The sequence below is a fragment of the Kitasatospora sp. NPDC093550 genome (genome assembly GCF_044764985.1).
GTDB lineage: Bacteria > Actinomycetota > Actinomycetes > Streptomycetales > Streptomycetaceae > Kitasatospora.
The window spans coordinates 176123-194506 of sequence record NZ_JBIWJF010000015.1 but is presented as its reverse complement, the minus strand read 5'-3'; the positions used below and the strand labels follow the sequence as shown (position 1 = coordinate 194506).

13 protein-coding genes, 1 tRNA gene and 1 pseudogene are annotated in these 18384 nt (G+C 74.2%); 7 read left to right on the top strand and 8 right to left on the bottom strand.

All coding sequences use genetic code 11. From position 1 onward, the window contains the following. The first annotated feature begins 30 nt into the window (after nucleotides 1–30). Together ACIRD3_RS24595 and ACIRD3_RS24590 are read left to right on the top strand one after the other, a co-directional pair. A complete protein-coding gene (locus ACIRD3_RS24595) occupies nucleotides 31–786 on the top strand; it encodes an ABC transporter ATP-binding protein (protein WP_402220384.1) in 756 nt (251 codons plus the stop codon). Further along, nucleotides 783–2765, top strand: coding sequence for an FtsX-like permease family protein (locus tag ACIRD3_RS24590; protein ID WP_402220381.1), 1983 nt, complete (start codon nucleotides 783–785; stop codon nucleotides 2763–2765). The genes ACIRD3_RS24595 and ACIRD3_RS24590 overlap by 4 nt, the downstream gene beginning before the upstream one ends. 91 nt (nucleotides 2766–2856) lie before the next feature. On the opposite strand, the gene ACIRD3_RS24585 is transcribed toward ACIRD3_RS24590, so the two are convergent. Then, nucleotides 2857–3798, bottom strand: coding sequence for a TauD/TfdA family dioxygenase (locus ACIRD3_RS24585; RefSeq protein ID WP_402220379.1), 942 nt, complete (start codon nucleotides 3796–3798; stop codon nucleotides 2857–2859). A 258-nt stretch (nucleotides 3799–4056) separates the two neighbouring features. Here ACIRD3_RS24585 and ACIRD3_RS24580 point away from each other — a divergent pair, with 258 nt between their 5' ends. The 4 genes from ACIRD3_RS24580 to ACIRD3_RS24565 all read left to right on the top strand — a co-directional run bounded on the left by ACIRD3_RS24580 (nucleotide 4057) and on the right by ACIRD3_RS24565 (nucleotide 9739). Then, nucleotides 4057–7029: a BTAD domain-containing putative transcriptional regulator gene (locus ACIRD3_RS24580; protein ID WP_402220376.1), complete on the top strand. Its 2973-nt coding sequence runs from the start codon at nucleotides 4057–4059 to the stop codon at nucleotides 7027–7029. A gap of 187 nt (nucleotides 7030–7216) precedes the next feature. After that, nucleotides 7217–8257: a 2,3-diaminopropionate biosynthesis protein SbnB gene (sbnB, locus tag ACIRD3_RS24575; protein ID WP_402220373.1), complete on the top strand. Its 1041-nt coding sequence runs from the start codon at nucleotides 7217–7219 to the stop codon at nucleotides 8255–8257. A gap of 123 nt (nucleotides 8258–8380) precedes the next feature. Further along, nucleotides 8381–9391 (top strand): 2,3-diaminopropionate biosynthesis protein SbnA, encoded by a 1011-nt coding sequence (gene sbnA / locus ACIRD3_RS24570; RefSeq protein ID WP_402220371.1) that lies wholly within the window; start codon nucleotides 8381–8383, stop codon nucleotides 9389–9391. A gap of 159 nt (nucleotides 9392–9550) precedes the next feature. Beyond that, on the top strand, nucleotides 9551–9739 hold the full coding sequence (locus ACIRD3_RS24565) for a hypothetical protein (protein WP_402220368.1): 189 nt from the start codon (nucleotides 9551–9553) through the stop codon (nucleotides 9737–9739). 96 nt (nucleotides 9740–9835) lie between these two features. Here the strand turns inward: ACIRD3_RS24565 and ACIRD3_RS24560 are convergent. After that, nucleotides 9836–10837: pseudogene (locus ACIRD3_RS24560) on the bottom strand (hydroxyacid dehydrogenase); the annotation flags it as partial. A 149-nt stretch (nucleotides 10838–10986) separates the two neighbouring features. Then, a complete protein-coding gene (locus ACIRD3_RS24555; protein WP_402220365.1) occupies nucleotides 10987–11721 on the bottom strand; it encodes a DUF4097 family beta strand repeat-containing protein in 735 nt (244 codons plus the stop codon). Between the two features lie 269 nt (nucleotides 11722–11990). Here ACIRD3_RS24555 and ACIRD3_RS24550 point away from each other — a divergent pair, with 269 nt between their 5' ends. Next, nucleotides 11991–13052 (top strand): hypothetical protein, encoded by a 1062-nt coding sequence (locus ACIRD3_RS24550; protein WP_402220363.1) that lies wholly within the window; start codon nucleotides 11991–11993, stop codon nucleotides 13050–13052. A 137-nt stretch (nucleotides 13053–13189) separates the two neighbouring features. On the opposite strand, the gene ACIRD3_RS24545 is transcribed toward ACIRD3_RS24550, so the two are convergent. The 5 genes from ACIRD3_RS24545 to ACIRD3_RS24525 form a co-directional block, all read right to left on the bottom strand. Further along, the gene (locus ACIRD3_RS24545) at nucleotides 13190–13951 is read right to left on the bottom strand and encodes a BTAD domain-containing putative transcriptional regulator (protein ID WP_402220360.1); all 762 of its coding nucleotides are present in this window, start codon (nucleotides 13949–13951) and stop codon (nucleotides 13190–13192) included. A 162-nt stretch (nucleotides 13952–14113) separates the two neighbouring features. After that, nucleotides 14114–14187, bottom strand: a tRNA-Thr gene (locus ACIRD3_RS24540). Nucleotides 14188–14268: 81 nt separating this feature from the next. After that, nucleotides 14269–14919: a leucine efflux protein LeuE gene (gene leuE, locus ACIRD3_RS24535; RefSeq protein ID WP_402220357.1), complete on the bottom strand. Its 651-nt coding sequence runs from the start codon at nucleotides 14917–14919 to the stop codon at nucleotides 14269–14271. 130 nt (nucleotides 14920–15049) lie between these two features. Continuing rightward, nucleotides 15050–16771, bottom strand: coding sequence for an alpha/beta hydrolase (locus tag ACIRD3_RS24530; protein WP_402220354.1), 1722 nt, complete (start codon nucleotides 16769–16771; stop codon nucleotides 15050–15052). 197 nt (nucleotides 16772–16968) lie between these two features. Then, complete coding sequence (locus ACIRD3_RS24525) at nucleotides 16969–18129, bottom strand: hypothetical protein (RefSeq protein WP_402220351.1); 1161 nt, start codon at nucleotides 18127–18129, stop codon at nucleotides 16969–16971. Nucleotides 18130–18384 lie beyond the last annotated feature (255 nt).

Sequence of the window (18384 nt, the reverse complement as noted above, 5' to 3'; positions counted from 1 at the left end):
CTCCGACGACCTGGTAGGAAATGGATCACGATGAATGACAATGACGTAGTACGCCTGGAACAGGTCACCCGTTCCTACGGGGCCGGCCAGAACGCCGTCACCGCCCTGGCCGGGGTCACCCTCGGATTCGCCCGCGGCAGTTTCACCGCCGTCATGGGCCCGTCCGGCTCCGGGAAGAGCACCCTGCTCCAGTGCGCCGCCGGACTCGACCGCCCCGATTCCGGCACGGTGGTCGTCGACGGCGTCGACCTCGGCGGCCTCGACGAGACCGCCCTGACCGAACTGCGCCGGGAACGCCTCGGTTTCGTCTTCCAGTCCTTCAACCTGCTCGGCGCCCTGACCGCCGAGCAGAACGTCGGCCTGCCGCTGCGCCTGGCCGGCCGCAAGCCCGACCCCGCGAAGGTCAAGGCCGCCCTCGCCCAGGTCGGCCTGGGCGAGCGGACCGGCCACCTGCCCTCGCAGATGTCCGGCGGCCAGCAGCAGCGGGTGGCGATCGCCCGGGCGCTGATCTCCGCCCCCAAGGTGCTCTTCGCGGACGAGCCCACCGGCGCCCTGGACAGCTCCAGCAGCCGTGAGGTGCTCACCCTGCTCCGGTCGCTGGTCGACGAGCAGGGCCAGAGCACCATCATGGTCACCCACGACCCGGTCGCCGCCTCCTACGCCGACACCGTGCTCTTCCTCGCCGACGGCCAGGTCGTCGACCGGCTGGCCGGCCCGGACCCGCAGACCGTCGCCGCGCGGATGACCGCGCTGGAAGGCGTCCGCGGGGGCGGTGGCCCCCGATGACCTCCTTCCGCCTGCTGCTCCCGATCGCCGCCGTCTCGCTGCGGCGGCGGTGGCTCGCCTTCGTCGGCTCCTTCGTCGCGCTCGCCCTCGGCGTCGCGGTGATGTCCGCCGCCGGGGTCCTGCTCAACACCACGATGGGCGAGGACTCGCTGCCCGGCGCGCCCTCGCTGCACAAGCTGGTGAGCTTCATGGCCGCGATGGCCGGGTTCGTCTCGGTCTTCGTGGTGTCCTCGACCTTCGCCTTCGCCGTCGCCCAGCGCCGGCATGAGACGGCGATGCTGCGCGCGGTCGGCGCGACGCCGCGCCAGGTCCGCGCCCTGGTCCTCGGCGAGGCCGTGGTGGTGGCACTGGCCGCCGCGGTCTCGGGCTGCGCGATAGGCCTCGCCGTCGCCCCGGCGATCGCCGCCTGGCTGGTCGACCAGGGCGCCGCGCCGAGCGGCTTCCGCTCCGAGCCGGCCGTGCTGCCCCTGCTGCTCGCCGCCTCGGGCGGCCTGGTCGTCGCCCTGCTCGGCGCCTACGCGGCCTCCCGCCGGGCCGGCCGGGTGCGGCCGGTGGAGGCGCTGAACGAGGTCGCCGTCGACAAGAAGGTGATGCCGGTCGTCCGCTGGGTGGCCTCGGTGCTCTTCCTCGGCGTCTTCGGCTACACCCTGTCGACGTTCATCTCGATGCCCGCCTCGATGATGGCCGATCCGCAGTCGCGCGATCCGCAGACCACCCCCCAGTGGGCCCTGCTCTTCGACGTGATGGCGGTGCTCGCCATCGTGCTGGTCGCCCCGGTGCTGGTGCCGCCGCTGGTGCGGCTGTTCACCTCGCTCGTCCCGCTGCTGCCCGGCGCGGCCGGGCTGATCGCCCGCCAGAACGCCCTCGCCGCGATCCGCCGCACCGTCTCCACCGCGACCCCGGTCTTCCTGGTGATCGGCCTGGCCGGCTCGGTGGTCGGCGGCACGGTGGCCTTCAGCGACGCGATGGCCGCCCAGGGCCGGGCCGCCCTCAAGGCCGACTACGTGATCGAGCCGTCCGGCGGCCAGGCGGTGCCCGCCGACGCCCTGCGCGGCCTGACGGCCCTGCCGGGCGCCCGGCTGACCACCGCGGCGACCGTCCGGTTCGACGGCCTGGCCACCCCGGACCAGCAGCCCGCCCCCGGCCGCCCCGCCGACCTGCCGATCCCGGAGGACGGCCTCGCCGTCGACGGCGACCTGCGGGAGGCCTGGAACCTGACCGCCGAGGACGGCTCGCTCGCGGACCTGCACGGCAAGACGGTCGCGGTCTCCGGCGACATGGCGCGGGTCTTCGGCTGGCACGTGGGGGACACCCTGAACGCCCGTCTGGCGGACGGCACCCAGGAGCAGCTGCGGCTGGTCGCCCGGGTCGGCCACCTGCTGCCGCACCTGCCGGAGATCGTCGTGCCCCGCGAGGCCGTCCCCGACCGGAGCGCGGTGTCGGTCGCCTACCTGGCCACCGGCGCGGGCCCCGAGCAGGTCACGGCCGCGCTGGGCGGCAGCGCGGCCCGGGCCACCCCGGGCGCGGACTGGATCGGGGCGCGCAACGACACCACCACCAGGAACGGCTGGATCGCGATGCTGGCCATCCTCGGCCCGGCGCTGCTGTACGCGCTGATCGCGATCGTCAACACGATGATGATGTCCACCGGCGACCGGCTGCGGGACTTCGCCACCCTCCGCCTGACCGGCGGCACCCGCCGCCAGGTGCTGCGGGTGGTCGCGGTCGAGAGCCTGCTGGTGGTCGCCACCGCGGCCGCGCTCGGACTGGTCGTCACCCTGGTGACCCAGTACGCGACCGTCCTGCTGATCGAGAACCGCGTCCTCGACGCGGCCCAGTCCGCGGCCTTCGACCTGCCCTGGGGCGCCCTGGCCGGCGCCACCGCGGTCTGCCTGGTCCTGGCCCTGGTCTCCAGCCTGGTCCCGGCCCGGCTGGCGCTGCGGATCCGCCCGCTCGACCTCGCGAGCGGCCGGCAGTAGGACGGCCCAGGCCGTCGGCACCACGTGAGCGGCCCCGCCACCCGATCGGGTGGCGGGGCCGCTCGCCGGTTCCGGGCTGCCGGACGGGGCGTCAGTCCGACATCGCGACCAGCACCCGGCGGCTGCCCGTGAACGGACGACGGCCGTGGCCGACCAGGACGTTGTCGATCAGCAGCACGTCGCCGCGACGCCAGTCGACGTCCACCGCCGAGTCCAGGCCCCGGTCGCGGATCTGCTCGACCCACTCGGCCGGGATGGGCGAGCCGTCCGCCAGGGTCACGGCCTGCGGCAGGTCCTCCGGCGCGAGCACGGCGGCCAGCCGGGCGGCGGTGTCGTCACCGAGCCCGGCCGGGTGCCACTGGTCGGCCTGGTTGAACCAGACCTCGGTGCCGGTGACCGGGTGCCGCGTGGTGGCCGGGCGCAGCTGGGTGACCCGCAGACCGCCGTCCTTGCGCCACTCCCAGACCGCCTCGGACCGGCCGAGGAAGGCCTCGACCTCGGCGCGGCTCTCCGTCTCGAAGGTCTGCTGCCAGCTCTTGCCGAAGCCGTAGCCGTCGTGCAGGTTCTGCAGGTAGCGCACGCCGCCGGCGAAGGCCTCGCGCAGCTCCGGGTCGAGCGCCTCCAGCCACCGCACGCCGTCCACCACCGGGGTCGCGCCGCCGGTCTCCGCCGCGGTCTCGCAGTAGAACGCCAGGCGGGCGGGCCAGGCGTGCGCGTACGACATCTCGTTGTGCATCGAGATGGTGAACTCCTGCGGGTACTCCGTCGAGGTGTACACGTTCTGGCCGACCTTGGTGCGCGGCGAGTTGCCGTGCACGTAGGCCAGCCGGTTCGGCAACAGCAGGTCGTAGACCCGGCCCAGCGCCTCCGGGGTGACGCCGAAGCCCCGGAACACCAGGGCCTTCTCCCGGGCCAGCAGTCCGCCGAGGTCGTCCAGGCCGCGCAGGTAGTCGATCAGACCGTCGGGAGTGGCCTCGGCACCGGCGTCAGCCGGGCCGATCTCGGCCGGAATCCAGTTCTGCTCCGCGCCCATGTGGGTAGCTTCCTCCAGTAGTCGGGACTCACCGCTCCCACTCTCGGCACCCGCTCCATCCGGCTCCCATCCGTCTTCCCTACACGCGCTATAAAAAGATTTTCATGCCCATGTCATATTCCTTGCCATAAGAGGGGGCGCGGCGCAGCGTTTGGGGAGGTACTGTGACCGATTGCCAGGGAGGGAGGCGTGACCGGGACCTCGCCAGGGCACGGGCGCCCAGCACGTGGGAGGGCAACCGACAAAACGGGGGATCGGTTGGACGTTCAGATCGAATTCGGACTACTAGGCGCATTATCGGTCGTCGCGGACGGCCGCCGGATAGCCATCGGCGGCCCGCGCCAACGCACCATTCTCGCCCTGCTGCTCCTCTCGCCCGATTCCACCGTCTCGGTGGACGCGATGGTCGAGGCGGTCTGGCAGGGCGTCCCACCGGCCACCGCCCGCACCCAGGTGGCGATCTGCATCGCGGGACTGCGCAAGATCTTCCGGGCGGAGGGCTGCGGCGACGACCTGATCGCCACCGTCCACCCCGGCTACCAGTTCAACACCGGCGGCCACCGGATCGACCTGCTGGTCTTCCAGCGCCTGGTGCAGGAGGCCGAGCGGGCGGCCGGGCGGGGCGGCACGGCCGAGGCCGCCGAACTGTACGAACGGGCGCTCGGCCTGTGGCGCGGGCCGGTCCTGGAAGGGGTCACCGGGCGCCCGGTCGAGGACGAGGCCGCCCGGCTGGAGGAGGTCCGGCTGGCCTGCTACGAGGCCTCCACCGAGCTCCAGCTCGCGCTCGGCCGGCACCTGGACGTGATCGGTTCGCTGACCGCGGTGGTCCGCGACCACCCGCTGCGCGAGCGCGCCCGGCAGGCCCTGATGCTGGCCCAGTACCGGGCCGGGCGGCGGGCCGAGGCGATGGAGACCTTCCGCGAGGGCCGCCGGCAGTTCATCGACGAGCTCGGACTGGAGCCGGGCGCCCCGCTGCTCCAGCTGCACGACGCGATCCTGCGCGACGACCCGGCGCTGAACCCGCCCGACGCCCCGGCGCCGGAGCCCGTCGAGGAGGCCGGGCCGGCCCCGGCCGCCGACACCCGCCCGACCCCGTCCTTCCTGCCGCCGAACGTGCCGGCCTTCACCGGCCGGGGCGCCGAGACGGCGCTGCTCGACCGGCTGGTCGAGGGCCGCTCGGAGGAGCAGCCGCCCGGCATCGGCCTGATCACCGGCGTCGCCGGGGTGGGCAAGACCGGCCTGGCCGTGCACTGGGCGCACCGCGTCTCCGGCCGCTTCCCGGACGGCCGGCTCTACGTCGACCTGCGCGGCCACGACGAGACGCACGAGCCGACCTCGCCCGCCGACGTGCTGAGCCGCTTCCTGCGCGCCCTCGGCGTGCCCAGCGAGCAGATCCCGGCCGACACCGGCGAGCGCACCGAGCTGTACCGCAGCATGCTGGCCGACCGGCGGGTCCTGGTGGTGCTGGACAACGCCCGCACGGTGGGGCAGATCAGCCCGCTGCTGCCGGGCAACGGCCAGTGCTGCGTGATCGTCACCAGCCGGGAGCCGATGGAGCAGCTGATGCTCCGGTACGGCGCGACGCGGGTCCAGCTCGGCGTGCTGCCCCCGGCGGAGGCGGTCGAACTGCTGGGCCGGATCGTGCCCGAGGACCGGATCGCGGCGGCCCCGGAGCAGGCCTGGCGACTGGCCGAGCTCTGCGACCGGCTGCCGCTGGCGCTGCGGATCGCCGCGGCCCGGCTGGCCTCCAAGGCGCACTGGAGCGTCAAGCACCTGGTGGCCCGGCTGGCCGACGAGCGCCGCCGGCTGGACGAGCTCAGCCAGGGCGAGTCGCAGGTCCGGGCCGGCTTCGCGCTCAGCTACCGCTACCTGGCACCGGACGCGGCCCGGCTGTACCGGCGGCTGGCACTGCTCAAGGCGCCCGACGTCACGGTCTGGACGGCCGCCGCGCTGGTCGACGCCCACCCCTTCGAGGCCGAGCGGCTGCTGGAGCACCTGGTGGACGTCCAGCTGCTGGAGGTCACCGGCACCGACGGCACCGGTCAGCTGCGGTTCCGGATGCAGAACCTGCTGCGGCTGTTCGCCGACGAGCGCGCCCGGGTCGAGGAGACCGAGGAGGACCGGGCGGCGAGCCTGGACCGCGCCCTGCGCGGCTACCTGACCGTGGCGGAGCAGGCCCACCGCCAGGAGTACGGCGGGGACTACTCGCTGATCCACGGCTCCACCCCGCGCTACCCGGTGAACGAGCTGCTGCTGGAGGAGCTGACGGCCGTCCCGCTGGAGTGGTTCGAGGCCGAGCGGCTGTCGCTGATCGCCGCGATCGAGCAGTCCGCTCTGCTGGGCATGGACGAGCTGGCCTGGGACCTGGCGAGCTGCACCGCCGTGCTCTTCGAGACCAGGGACTACCTGGAGGACTGGCAGTACTGCTGCGAGCGCGCCCTGGCCGCCACCCGGGCGGCCGGGAACCTCCGCGGCGAGGCCGCCACCCTGGAGTCCCTGGGCGCGTCCTGGATCCGCTCCCGGCACGTCTCGGAGGCCGCCGGCCTGCTGCTCCAGGCGCTGGCCAAGTTCGAGCAGGTCGGCGAGGACCACGGGCGGGGGCTGGCACTGCGTTCGCTGGCGGTGCTGGACCGCACCCTGGGCGACCTCGCCTCGGCCCAGGTGCGGCTCACGGAGGCCGTCGGGCTCTTCCGGGCGGCCGGGGACCTCTCCTCCGAGGCGCACGTGCTCGGCTACCTGGCCCAGGGGGAGCTGGACCTCGGCCGCCCCGAGGCGGCCCTGACCCACGCGCGGGAGGCGGTCGCGGTCGCCCAGCGGGTCGGCGAGACCAGGGGCGCCGCACAGGCCCTCTACCGGCTCGGCCGCGCCCTGCTGGCCCTGGGCCGGCTGGAGGAGGCGGAGCAGCAGCTCCACGGGGTGGTCCGGATCGTGACGGCCAAGGGGGACCTGCTCGGCACCGTCTACGCCCGACTGGGACTGGGCGAGACGATGCTGCGGCGCGGAGCGGCCGCCGAGGCGCACGCCGAGCTGCTGGAGGGCCTGGAGGTGGCCCGCCGGGCCGGGAACATGGTCGCCGAGGGCCGGGTCGGCTCGGCGCTGGGCCGGGCCGCCGCCGCGCTGGGCCGGGCCGACGAGGCCCGGGAGCGGCTGGCCCGGGCCACCGAGCTGTTCCGCACGGCCGGCGCCAAGCGGGACCTGGAGCTGACCGAGGAGGAGCTGACGGCCCTCTGAACCCCACCCCGAGGCCCTGTGCCGGCATCCCCTCCGGATGTCGGCACAGGGCTTTCTCCTTTTACTCGCGCATTCACCTGGGAATATTTCCCGTCGATAGTCCGGATATGACTTCCTGATAGCCCGGATGCATATCTTTCAATGGCCGGAGCACAGAAACGCGAAAGCCCGACTATTGGAGCCGGATATGTCCCAGACCCACCCCGTCCCGCCGTTCGCCGTCATTTCGGGCGCTCAGGTCAGCAGCGTTCTCGAAGGCCGCCAGAAGGAGGTCGTGGACATCGTCGAGCAGGCCTACCGCATTCACGGCGAGGGCCTGACGGTGAATCCGCCGTCGTACTTCCTGAAGTTCCCCGACAAGCCCGGCTCGCGCATCATCGCGCTGCCCGCCTCGATCGGCGGCGAGGTCGCGGTGGACGGCCTGAAGTGGATCTCCTCGTTCCCGGAGAACGTCGCGGCCGGCATCCCCCGCGCCTCGGCGGTGCTGATCCTCAACGATCACGAGACCGGCTACCCGATCGCCTGCCTGGAGAGCTCGATCATCAGCGCGGCCCGGACCGCCGCCTCGGCGGCGCTGGCCGCCGGCAAGCTCGCCGACGCCCGCGGCGGCGACCGCCCGCGCCGGGTCGGTTTCATCGGCACCGGCCTCATCGCCCGGTATCTGCACACCTACCTGGCCGGCACCGGCTGGAGCTTCGACGCCTCAGGGGTGTACGACCTGTCGGCCGAGTACGCGGCCGGTTTCGCGGGCTACCTGGAACAGGCCGGCGGCAACGGCGCGATCACCGTCCACGACAGCGCCGAATCGCTGATCCGCGACAGCGACCTGGTGGTCTTCGCGACGATCGCGGGCACACCGCACGTCCACGACCCGGCATGGTTCTCGCACAACCCGCTGGTGCTGCACGTCTCGCTGCGCGACCTCTCGCCCGAGGTGGTCCTCGCCGCCACCAACATCACCGACGACGTCGAGCACTGCCTCAAGGCGGACACCTCGCTGCACCTGACGGAACAGCGCCTGGGCCACCGCGGGTTCGTCGACGGCACGCTCTACGACGTGCTGGCCGGACGGGTCGACGTGCCGGCCGACCGCCCGGTGGTCTTCTCGCCGTTCGGCCTCGGCGTGCTCGACCTCGCCGTCGGCAAGCACGTCCTGGACTCCGTCCGGGCGGCCGGCGACCTGGCCGTCGTCCCCGGCTTCTTCCACGAGCTGCGCCGCCACGGCTGAGCCGACCCCGCACCACGGCCCCGCACCACGCGTCAGCACCTCGCTCCAGCACCACGCGCCACCCCGCCTTGCGCCCCTTCCCGCCCTGCCCCGCGCTCACCTGCCACTGCCCCGGAGGCACAGATGCCGATCATCTCGGCTCCGCACGAGTTCAACGAGCACGACCTCTTCGTCGACCTGCGCGCGACCCTGGGTGTCCCGCTCTTCCTCAAGTGCGAAGGCATGAACTTCGCCGGATCGATCAAGCAGAAGGCCGCCGTGTCGATGATCGAGGCGGCCGAGCGGGCGGGGCGGCTGCGCGAGGACTCCGTACTGGTGGAGTCCTCCTCCGGCAACCTGGGGGTGGCGCTCAGCCTGATCGCCGCCAGCAAGGGCTACGCGTTCCTCTGCGTCACCGACTCCCGGTGCAACCTCACCACCAGACGGCTGATGGAGGTCTTCGGCGCCCGGGTGCACACCGTCACCGAGGCCGACCCGGTCACCGGGCTGCTCGGCGCCCGGCTCGCCCACGTCCGTCGGCTCGTGGAGGAGGACGACCGCTACGTCTGGCTGAACCAGTACCAGAACCCGGAGAACTGGGGGGCCCACTACCGCTGGACGGCGCCGGCCATCGCCGGGCAGTTCCCCGAACTCGACGTGCTCTTCGTCGGCGCGGGCACCACCGGCACCCTGATGGGCTGCGCCCGCTGGTTCAAGGAGCACCGGCCCGGGGTGCGGATCGTCGCGGTCGACAGCGTCGGCTCGGTCAGCTTCGGCGGCCCCGCGGCACCGCGCTGGATCCCGGGCCTCGGCTCCGGCGTGCGCCCCGCGATGCTCGACGAGGAGTACGTGGACGAGGTGCGGATGGTCGAGGAGGTGGACACCGTCCGGATGTGCCACCGGCTGGCCGCCCGCGGCTTCCTCCTCGGCGGCTCCACCGGCACGGCTGTCGCGGGGGCAGCCGCCTGGCTGGCCGACCACGACCCGGAGGGCCGGCTGACCGCCGTGACCCTCTCCCCCGACCTCGGCGAGCGCTACCTCGACACCGTCTACCAGACCAACTGGGTCCAGGGGATCTACGGCAGCACGGCGCTGCCCGCCGCACCGGTCCCGGCCGGCCCGTCCGTCAAGGTCCCGGCGATGAGCGCGGGATGACTCCGGCCCACCCCGCCGACCAGCGGATACCGGCGCCCGCCAGGCCCGTTATCGCCCGGAGCCGGAATCCATAACGGACCGATAAGAGCTCGAAGCCGCGCCTTCCTAATGTCTTCCCCGTCAGCAGGAAACAGGGACGAAAGACAGGAAACGGTGGAAATGCGACTCGTCGGTGCGAACCTCGCGAAGCAGGTTGTCGTCGTCGTCCTGGGCGTCACCGCCCTCATCGGCGCCGCGGCCGTCACCGATGCGGCCCCGATCACCAAGGCCGACTCCGTCTCCACCACCACCCCCACCCCGGCCCCCACGCCGACCCCCATCACCCCCGACAACCAGGACTGGACCTGACCGGCCCGGCCCGCACGAACGGCGTCGGCCGCCGCGACACCCCGTCGCGGCGGCCGACGCCGTCGTTCACCCCTCGGCCGGGCCTCAGGCCGCCGGCACCGCCGTGGCCACGGCCACGGCGGCGGCGTTGACCGCCTCCGGCACCTCCCGGCCCTCCAGCGCCCGGCGCACCGACTCCGCCACCGCGACCCCGGCCTTCTCCTGGGCCTCGACACTGCCGGCGCCCAGGTGCGGCGTCACCACCACACCGTCCAGCCCGAACAGCGGCGAGTCCGTGCACGGCTCGGTCTCGAACACGTCCAGACCGGCCCCGGCCACCCGGCCGTCCCGCAGCGCGTCCGCCAGCGCGGCCTCGTCCACGATGCCGCCCCGGGCGGCGTTGACGATCCGCACCCCCGGCTTCACCCCGCGCAGCGCCCGCGCCCCGATCAGCCCCAGCGTCTGAGGAGTCCTCGGCAGGTGCACCGTCACGAAGTCGGCCGCCGCCAGCAGTTCGTCCAGCCCGACCGTCCGCACACCCAGCTCGGCCGCCCGCTCCGGCGTCACGTACGGGTCGTGGGCGATGACCTCCATGTCGAAGGCCGCCATCCGCTTCGCCACCAGCGAGCCGATCCGGCCCAGCCCGACCACGCCCAGCACCTTGCCGGCGAGCTCGACCCCGGTGAAGCGGCCGCGCTGCCAGGACCCGCCCTTGAGCGAGGCGTCGGCCTGCGGGATGTTCCGGGCCACGGAGAGCAGCAGGCCGATGGCCAGCTCGGCGGCGCTGACGATGTTCGAGGTCGGCGCGTTGACCACCAGCACCCCGGCCGCCGACGCGGCGGGGACGTCCACGTTGTCCAGCCCCACGCCGGCCCGGGCGACCACCCGGAGCCGGGGCGCGGCGGCGATCGCCTCGGCGTCGATCCGCGTGGCGCTGCGCACCAGCACGGCGTCCGCCTCGCGCAGCGCGGCGAGCAGCGCGTCACGGTCGGTGCCGTCGCAGTGGCGCACCTCGACCTCCGGCCCGAGCGCGGCGACGGTCGCCGGGGACAGCTCCTCGGCGAGCAGCACCACGGGCCGGCGGGCGGCAGGGAGCGAGCGAACGGGAGAGCCGTTCATCCGGTTGTCCACCTCTTCTTGTCCATCGATCTTCACAGCAACGGTTTTCCAGCCGGTCCGGGGCGTGCGCCGGCGGCGGGGCGGACGGTTCGCGCCCGCCCGGCGCGCGCCGGGACCTCAACTCGCCGGGCTCCCGACTCGCCGGGAGCTCAACTCGCCGGGAGCACGTCGACGCTGCCGCCGTCGCTCCGGATGCTGACCTTGTGCGGGGAGCCCGGGTCGGTCCGGACCTTCACGTTCTGCTTCCCGCCGTCGGCGGTCGCGTCCACCGCGTACGCCGCGTCGGGCAGGTGGGCGGTGACGCTGCCGCCGGCCGACTCGATGTGCACCCGGTCCGGCGCGTCGGCGAAGGTGGCGTTCACGGTGCCGCCGTCCGCCTTCGCGGTGAACGACTTCGCGGTCAGCCCGCTCGCCAGCACCTTGCCCCCGTCGGCGGTCAGGTCCAGCGCCCCGGCCAGCCCGGTGACGCTCACGTCGCCGCCGGTGTTGCGCACCGTCGCCGCGACGTCCTTCGGCACCGTGACCCGGTAGCTCACCTGGCACACCTTGTGGCCGATGCCGCCCCCGCACTCGGAGGCCTCCAGCGCGAGCGACCCGTCGGCGGCCTTGTGCGAGACCGACGGCTTGTCACCGTCGTACCGGACGGTCTCGGTCACCTGGACGCTTCCCGCGGCGCCCGCGACCACCTCGACCAGCCCGCCGGGGCTCTTGATCCGCAGCGCCGTCACGGGGTCGCTCACCTGGTACGAATTGCTCTCGGTCGTCACCTTGCCGCCCCCGCACGCCGTGAGCAGCGCCCCCAGCGCTGCGGTGACGACGATCGGGGCGGTCACCCGGCTGCACCGGACCACGGTCCTGCGGCTGTTCGGTCGGGACGGCTGCACGGCTTCATCCTTCGCTCGCGGCGGCGGGGCTTGTCCCTGCCAGCCTTCCCGGAGCCGTCATACCGATCCCATACGGTTTCCATCGGTGGACCGGGCCCGGGGCGCGAGAGCACCACCGTGGACGGTGTGAGCAAGGTGACCCGACGCCGTGACTCAATGCCTATGGCTCCCGCGCCCGGCGGCACTACCCTGAGGGCCCGATATCGGGGATATATAGACCGCTCGGGCAGAGTCGGACATACATGCCCCATTCCCCGAAGGAGGCAGCGATGGCCAGCCGTTCCGAGCCGGGCCCGCACGACGCGCCGGACGAGTTGGCGCGCTCCGACCACGGCGGCGCCGGCACCGGGTCGGCCCGCGCCGCGCGCAACCACGAGGAGCTGCTGCGCGACCGCCGGGCGGCGCTCCGGCAGGACCAGTCCGCCGTCGGCGCGGCCGAACTCTCCCGGCACGTCCTCGACTGGGCCCGCTGTCTGGACGCCGGCGAGCGCACCCTGCGCGAGGCGCTGCGCGACGGCGCGGCCCGCCCCGACGCCGCCGGCCCCGACGCGGCCGGCCCCGGCGGGTCCGAGGTGCCGGTGGCCGACGCCCGGGCGCTAGGCCGGGCAGCCGCCCTGCTCGGGGCCGCCGAGGCCGCCGCCGTCCTGGCGGCCCGCAGCGCCCACACCCTGACCGCCGAGTCGAGCGTCACCACCACCATGGTCTCCGCGCTCGTCCCGGCGCTGGTCGCCGAGTCGACGGCCGGGCTGGGCCGCCCGGTGGCCGAGCGGACGCCGGACAGCGAGCGGTTGCGCGGCGCTGTCGTCGCCCAATTCCCTTGGCTTGTACACGCGTTCGCGGCGGAGGAGGCGGACGAGGCCGGGCTGGCCGAGGCCGTCCGACTGGGCGAGCCGCTGGTCGAGGTGGACCCTTCCAGGCTGAACTCCCTCTCCCGGGGCGGCTGCAGCCCCATCCAGGCCCTCCCCCGGCTGGTCGCCGGCCCCGCACTGGGCACCGCACCGGCGGAGGTGCAGGATCTGGCCAAGTCCGTCCTGGCCGTCGGCGACGAACTGCACCGACGGATGGCCGAGGTGCCGGACGAGCCGCGCTCCACCGCGACCGACCGTCAACTGGCCGCCGCCTACGAGACCCTGTACGCCGCCGCGGCGTGCCTCGGTCTCTGGGCGGCCGGCGCGGCGGTCGGGGAGCTGTGGCTGCGCGCCGCCCTGCGCGCCCTCCTCGTCCGGCTCCACCGCCTCCTCGGCGAGGAGCCCCCGGCCCTCGCCCCCCAGCCGGCCGAGGAGCTGCTGGCCGCCGGCCTCACCGCCGAGGGCCCGCTGCTCCCGTTCTGACGCCGCGGCCTCCCGCCGCCCCTTCCGCTGCCGGGCCGCCGGCGCACCGGACGCGCGAAGGGGCGTGGGGAACGGATCGAACCGTTCCCCACGCCCCTCGGCACCGCCCGCCGCGATCTCCCGTGTCGCGCCGGACGTCAGTTCACGAGCTGGTGCGGCATGGCCGTCCGCACCTCACCGCTCAGGATCGCCTCGTACGTCCGCGCCAGCAGCCGCCCGGGCTCCACCCCCAGCTCGTCCGCGAGGATCCGCCGCCCGTCCAGGTAGAGCGACATCGCCTCGGCCTGCCGCTCGGAGCGGTACAGCGCCGTCATGAGCAGCGCCCGGAAGCGCTCCCGCATCGGGTGCTGCGACACCAGCCCGGTCAGCTCGGAGATCAGCTGCCGGTGCCGGCCGAGGATCAGGTCGACCTCGATCCGCGCCTCCAGCGCCTCCAACCGGGCCTCCTCCAGCTGCGGCCGCTCCGCCTGCGCCAGGTGGTCCGTCACATCGGCCAGCGCCTCGCCGTGCCAGCACCCCAGCGCCTCCCGCAACCGCTCGGCGGCCGCCTCGAACCGCTGCTCCCGCAGCGCGTTCAACCCGCCCTGCGAGAGCTCCGCGAACCGGCCCAGATCACTGGGCACCCGTTCGGCCAGGAGTCTGTACCCCGAGCGGATCCGTACCAGCGCCACCTCCGACCCGACCCGCCGCCTGATCCGCGACGCGTACGTGTGGATCTGCGCACCCGCCGTCCCGGGCGGGTTCGTGTCCCAGAGCATCCGCCCCAGGTGCTCGTCCGACACCGCCCGCCCGCCGGCCAGGACCAGCGCCGCGAACATCGTCCGCTGCTTGGTGCCGCTCAGCGAGTCCTCCCGGCCGTCGGCCAGGATGTGGACCGGACCGAGAATCCGGAACTCCATGCTGTCGTCCTCTCGCCTTCGGTGCGGTGCCCGTCTTCTGAGACCGCTGACCCAAGCGACGGTAGGAGAAGCCCTCATCACCCCGTTATCGCCCCGATATCGCCCACCCCGAACACAAAGAAGCCCAGGTCAGAACGAATCTGACCTGGGCTTCCCGAACCGAGCCGCCTGCGGGATTCGAACCCGCGACCTACGCATTACGAGTGCGTTGCTCTGGCCAACTGAGCTAAGGCGGCACCGTTGCCGTGTGTGGTGGCAACGCGGGCCAGTCTACACAGGTTCGCGGGTGATCCGTACCGGGTCGGCCCCGGGGCGGATCAGGCGGAGGAGACGGCGAGCTTGGCGGCGAAGCCGGCGAAGAGGACGGCGACGCCGCTGGTGAGGGTGGCCGAGAGGCGCTTGCGGCGGCGGAAGGCGGTGGCGAGGGTGGTGCCGGCGAAGATCAGCAGGGAGAGGTAGAGCAGGCTGAAGGTCTGCAGGATGCCGCCGAGGAGGGCGAAGGACAGGACGGGCTGCCCGTAGGACGGGTCGACGAACTGGGTGAAGAAGGAGAGCAGGAAGAGGATGGCCTTCGGGTTGAGGAGGCTGACCACCAGGGCGCGGCGGAAGGGGTTCTCGGCGGACTCGGGGGCCGGCTCGGCGGCGGGGTCGGCCGCGGCCCGGCGCTCCTGCCAGAGCTGCCGGGCGGAGCGGAGCATGCCGTAGCCGATCCAGAGCAGGTAGGCGGCGCCGCCGAACTTGACCACCGCGAAGACGGCCGGGTTGGCCTTCAGCAGGGAGGCCGCGCCCAGCGAGGTGAGGCTGATCAGGGTGAGGTCGCCGACGAAGACGCCGGCGGCGGCCCGGTACCCGGTCCGGATGCCCTTGCGGGCCGCGACGGACAGCACGTACAGGGAGTTGGGGCCGGGCAGCAGGATGATGACGAGGGCGCCGAGGACGTACGTCGCCAGGTCGTTGACTCCGAGCACGGTGCGCTCCGGTTGGGGGGAAGGGCGGTGAGGGGGCGCTCATCGTAACGTCGTACCGGCAATCGATTGAAGCCAGAACCACCTCCCGCGGACGTGAGAACCGCCTCCCGCCCGCGACCCCGCCGCCCCCCTACCGGTCGCAGCGCTTGCCCTGCTCAGGGGCCTCCCCGGTCAGCAGGAAGCGGTTCACCGCGCCGTCCACGCAGGCGCTGTGCCGGCCGTACGCGGTGTGGCCGTCCCCGTCGAAGGTGAGCAGCCGGCCGGACTCCAGCTGCCCGGCCAGCGACCGGGCCCAGGCGTACGGGGTGGCCGGGTCGCGGGTGGTGCCGACGACGAGGATCGGGGCGGCGCCGGCCGCCCGGATGGTGTGCGCGGCCCCGGTGGCCCGCACCGGCCAGTAGGCGCAGGTCAGCGCCATCCAGGCCATGTCGCGCCCGAAGTGCGGCGAGACCCGCTCGAAGTCCGGCACCGCCCGCTGGACGTCCTCCGGTCCGCGGAACGGCGCGGGCAGGTCGAGGCAGTTCACCGCGGTGTTGGCGAACATCAGATTGGGGTACGAGCCGTCCGCCTCGCGCCCGTAGTACGCGTCGGACAGCCTCAGCAGTCCGGTGCCGTCGCCGGCCTTGGCGTCGCTGAGCGCGGTGCGCAGCTTGGGCCAGAGGAAGTCCGCGTACATGGCCTCGATGACGCCGGTGGTCGCCTGGGACTCGGTGAGCCGGCGGCCCTTGTCGCCGGTGGGCAGCGCGGCGGTCTGGACGGTCGCGAACAGGGCGGTGAGCTGCTCGCCGACCTGCTGCTCGGTCCGGCCGAGCGGACAGTCCTCGCGCTTGGCGCAGTCCTTGGCGAACGCGGCCCAGGCGGTCTCGAAGCCGCCGGCCTGGGTGCGGTTGCCGGTGACCGAGTCGAGCGCCGGGTCCATCGCGCCGTCCAGCACCAGTCGGCCGACCCGGCCCGGGAAGAGCCCGGCGTAGGTGGCGCCGAGGAAGGTGCCGTAGGACTTGCCGACGAAGTTCAGCCGCTCGTCGCCCAGCAGGGCGCGCAGCACGTCCATGTCGCGGGCGGCCTCGACGGTGCTGAGGTGGCCGAGCGCCGCCCCGGCCCGGCGGTGGCAGCCCTCGGCGAACTCCTTGTCGGCGGCGACCAGCGCGTCGATGCCCTGCTGGTCACCGGGGGTGAGGTCGACCGCGGTGAAGGCGTCCATCCGGTCCCCGCTCAGACAGCTGACCGGGCTGCTGCGTCCCACCCCGCGCGGGTCCAGGCCGACCAGGTCGTAGGCGGCGCGCACCCCGCGGTCGTACGTCCGGGCCGCGGACTCCAGGTACTCCACCGCCGAACCGCCCGGCCCGCCCGGGTTGAGCAGCAGCGAACCGAGCCGCTGCCCCGGCGGGCCCGCACCGGCACCCGCACCGGCGCCGGCCGGACCGGCGTCGGCCACCGAACCCGCGTCGGCCACCGGACCCGCACCGGTCGCGCCCGCCGCCGCGGGTTCGGCCGGCGCGCGGGCGGCCGACAGGGTGAGCTCGCCCTCCCCCGGGCGGTCGTAGTCCAGCGGCACCCGGAACGTCGTGCACTCGAACCCTCCGTCGCACGGCTGCCAGGCCAACCGCTGCGCGTAGTACGACGCGAGCGCGCCCGGAACGGCGACGGGCAGCGGCTCCAGCGGGGTGACCCCCGCGGCGCCCGGAGCCGCGGCCGCCCCGGAGCCGGCCGCCCCGGCCGAGTCGGAGGAGGCCGCGCCCGGCGCCCCGGCCTGCCCGGGTCCGCAGCCGCCCGCCAGCAACCCGATGACCAGCACCGCGGCCGACACCCGCGCCGCCGCTGCCGTGACCCGCACCCGCCCGAAGGCCCTCATCCGGTTGCTCTCCTCGGAGGATGGAAGGAAGGAACGAAAAGGTAGGAACGCGAACGCCATGACGCAGTGACGTGATGACGCAGTGACGCGATGACGCGGTGACGCGGTGACGCGGTGAACGCCGGGACCGGGGGAAACGCCGCTGCCCGGTACCCACCCTGGGGCACCGGGCAGCGTAGCGCCCGCTCGGCCGACGCTCAGGACGCCTTGGCCAGCGCCTCGGCCAGGAACTGCGCCGCCTGCCGGACCAGCCGCAGCCGCTCCCGGTCGGGGGTGTAGTCCTGCACGTTGTCCGAGATCCGCACGTCCGCCTTGGCCGCCGGTCCCGGGCCGGCCTTGAGCGAGGCCTGGAGCTTGCGGGCCGCGTCCAGCCCGGCGGCGTCGGCCTTGGCGGCGGCCAGCAGCAGCTTGGCCGCGCTGCCGGTCGGGGCCTCGGCGCCGGTCTGGGTGAGCGCCGCCGCGTCGTACCGGCCGGAGACCGCCGCGGCCGCGCCGTACAGGTCGGGGCGGGCCAGCCCGGCGGCAGCGGCGCAGGGCGCACCGCCCTCGACCCCGAGGGCGCCCCAGGAGGACGGCGAGGGCGGCAGGGTCCGGAAGGAGGCCGCGATGGTGGTGCGCAGGGTCGCGTCGTCGGCGACGGCGGCCGGGGCGGCGGCGACCAGCTCGCAGGGGTGCGCGGTGCCGTTCGGCGCCTCGGGCGCGACCAGGATGAAGGGACGGGACTTGCCGCTCTGCAGCGCCGACCCGATGCCCTCGAAGACGTCCGGGACCTCCGCGTCGGCGGTCTTGCGCGGCGCGGCCGCGTGCATCACCACGACCGGGAAGCGCGCGTTGGGCTCCTTGGCGTACTGCGGCGGCAGCCAGACCCGGACGTTGCGCGGGCGCCCGTCGGGACCGAGCACCGCGGACTGGAGCAGCTCTCCGCCGCCGGGGTGGCCGACGCTGTCGAAGCGGCTGACCACGGCGGGGGGCGTGGTGGCGGCAGCGGCGGCCGGCTCGGCGGCCGCGGGCGGCACCGCCTGCTGCCGGGCCGCCGCCCCGGCGGCCGTACCCGCTCCCGCGCCGGCCCCGTCGCCCGCGCCCGCCGCGTCCACGACCGGCTCCGCCCGCTCCGGCTGCCGGTCGCCCCGGCTCAGGCCGCCGAAGGCACCGAGCGCCGTGAGCAGCGTCAACCCGGTGACGCAGATCCCGCAGAGCATCGCCCCGGCCGCCCGCAGCAGCATCGGCCACCGGTCTCCGGCCAGCTCGTAGGTCTCGGCGGCGCGCAGGTCACGCCACCGCTGGAGGGCACCGCGGGCCAGCCAGACCCCGCCGAGGGCGGCGGCCAGCAGGGGGATGACGAGGAGCGAACGAACCATGCGACGACGCACCGCCTCGGGAGGAGGGCCGGCGCCGGACCGGACCCGGCGCGTACGGGGACGACCGGCCCGGCTCCGGGCGCAGTCGGCCCCCAGCGTGCACAACCGGCGGACGGTCACACGCGGGTGTGCCCGGCGCGTACCGCTCGTTCACTCGAAGGTGGGACAGCACATCGGGGCCGGGAGGCGTAGGGCGGGCGTACGACCGTCATCCGGCGGGGGCGGGCGCACGACCGTCACCCGGCGGAGGCGGCC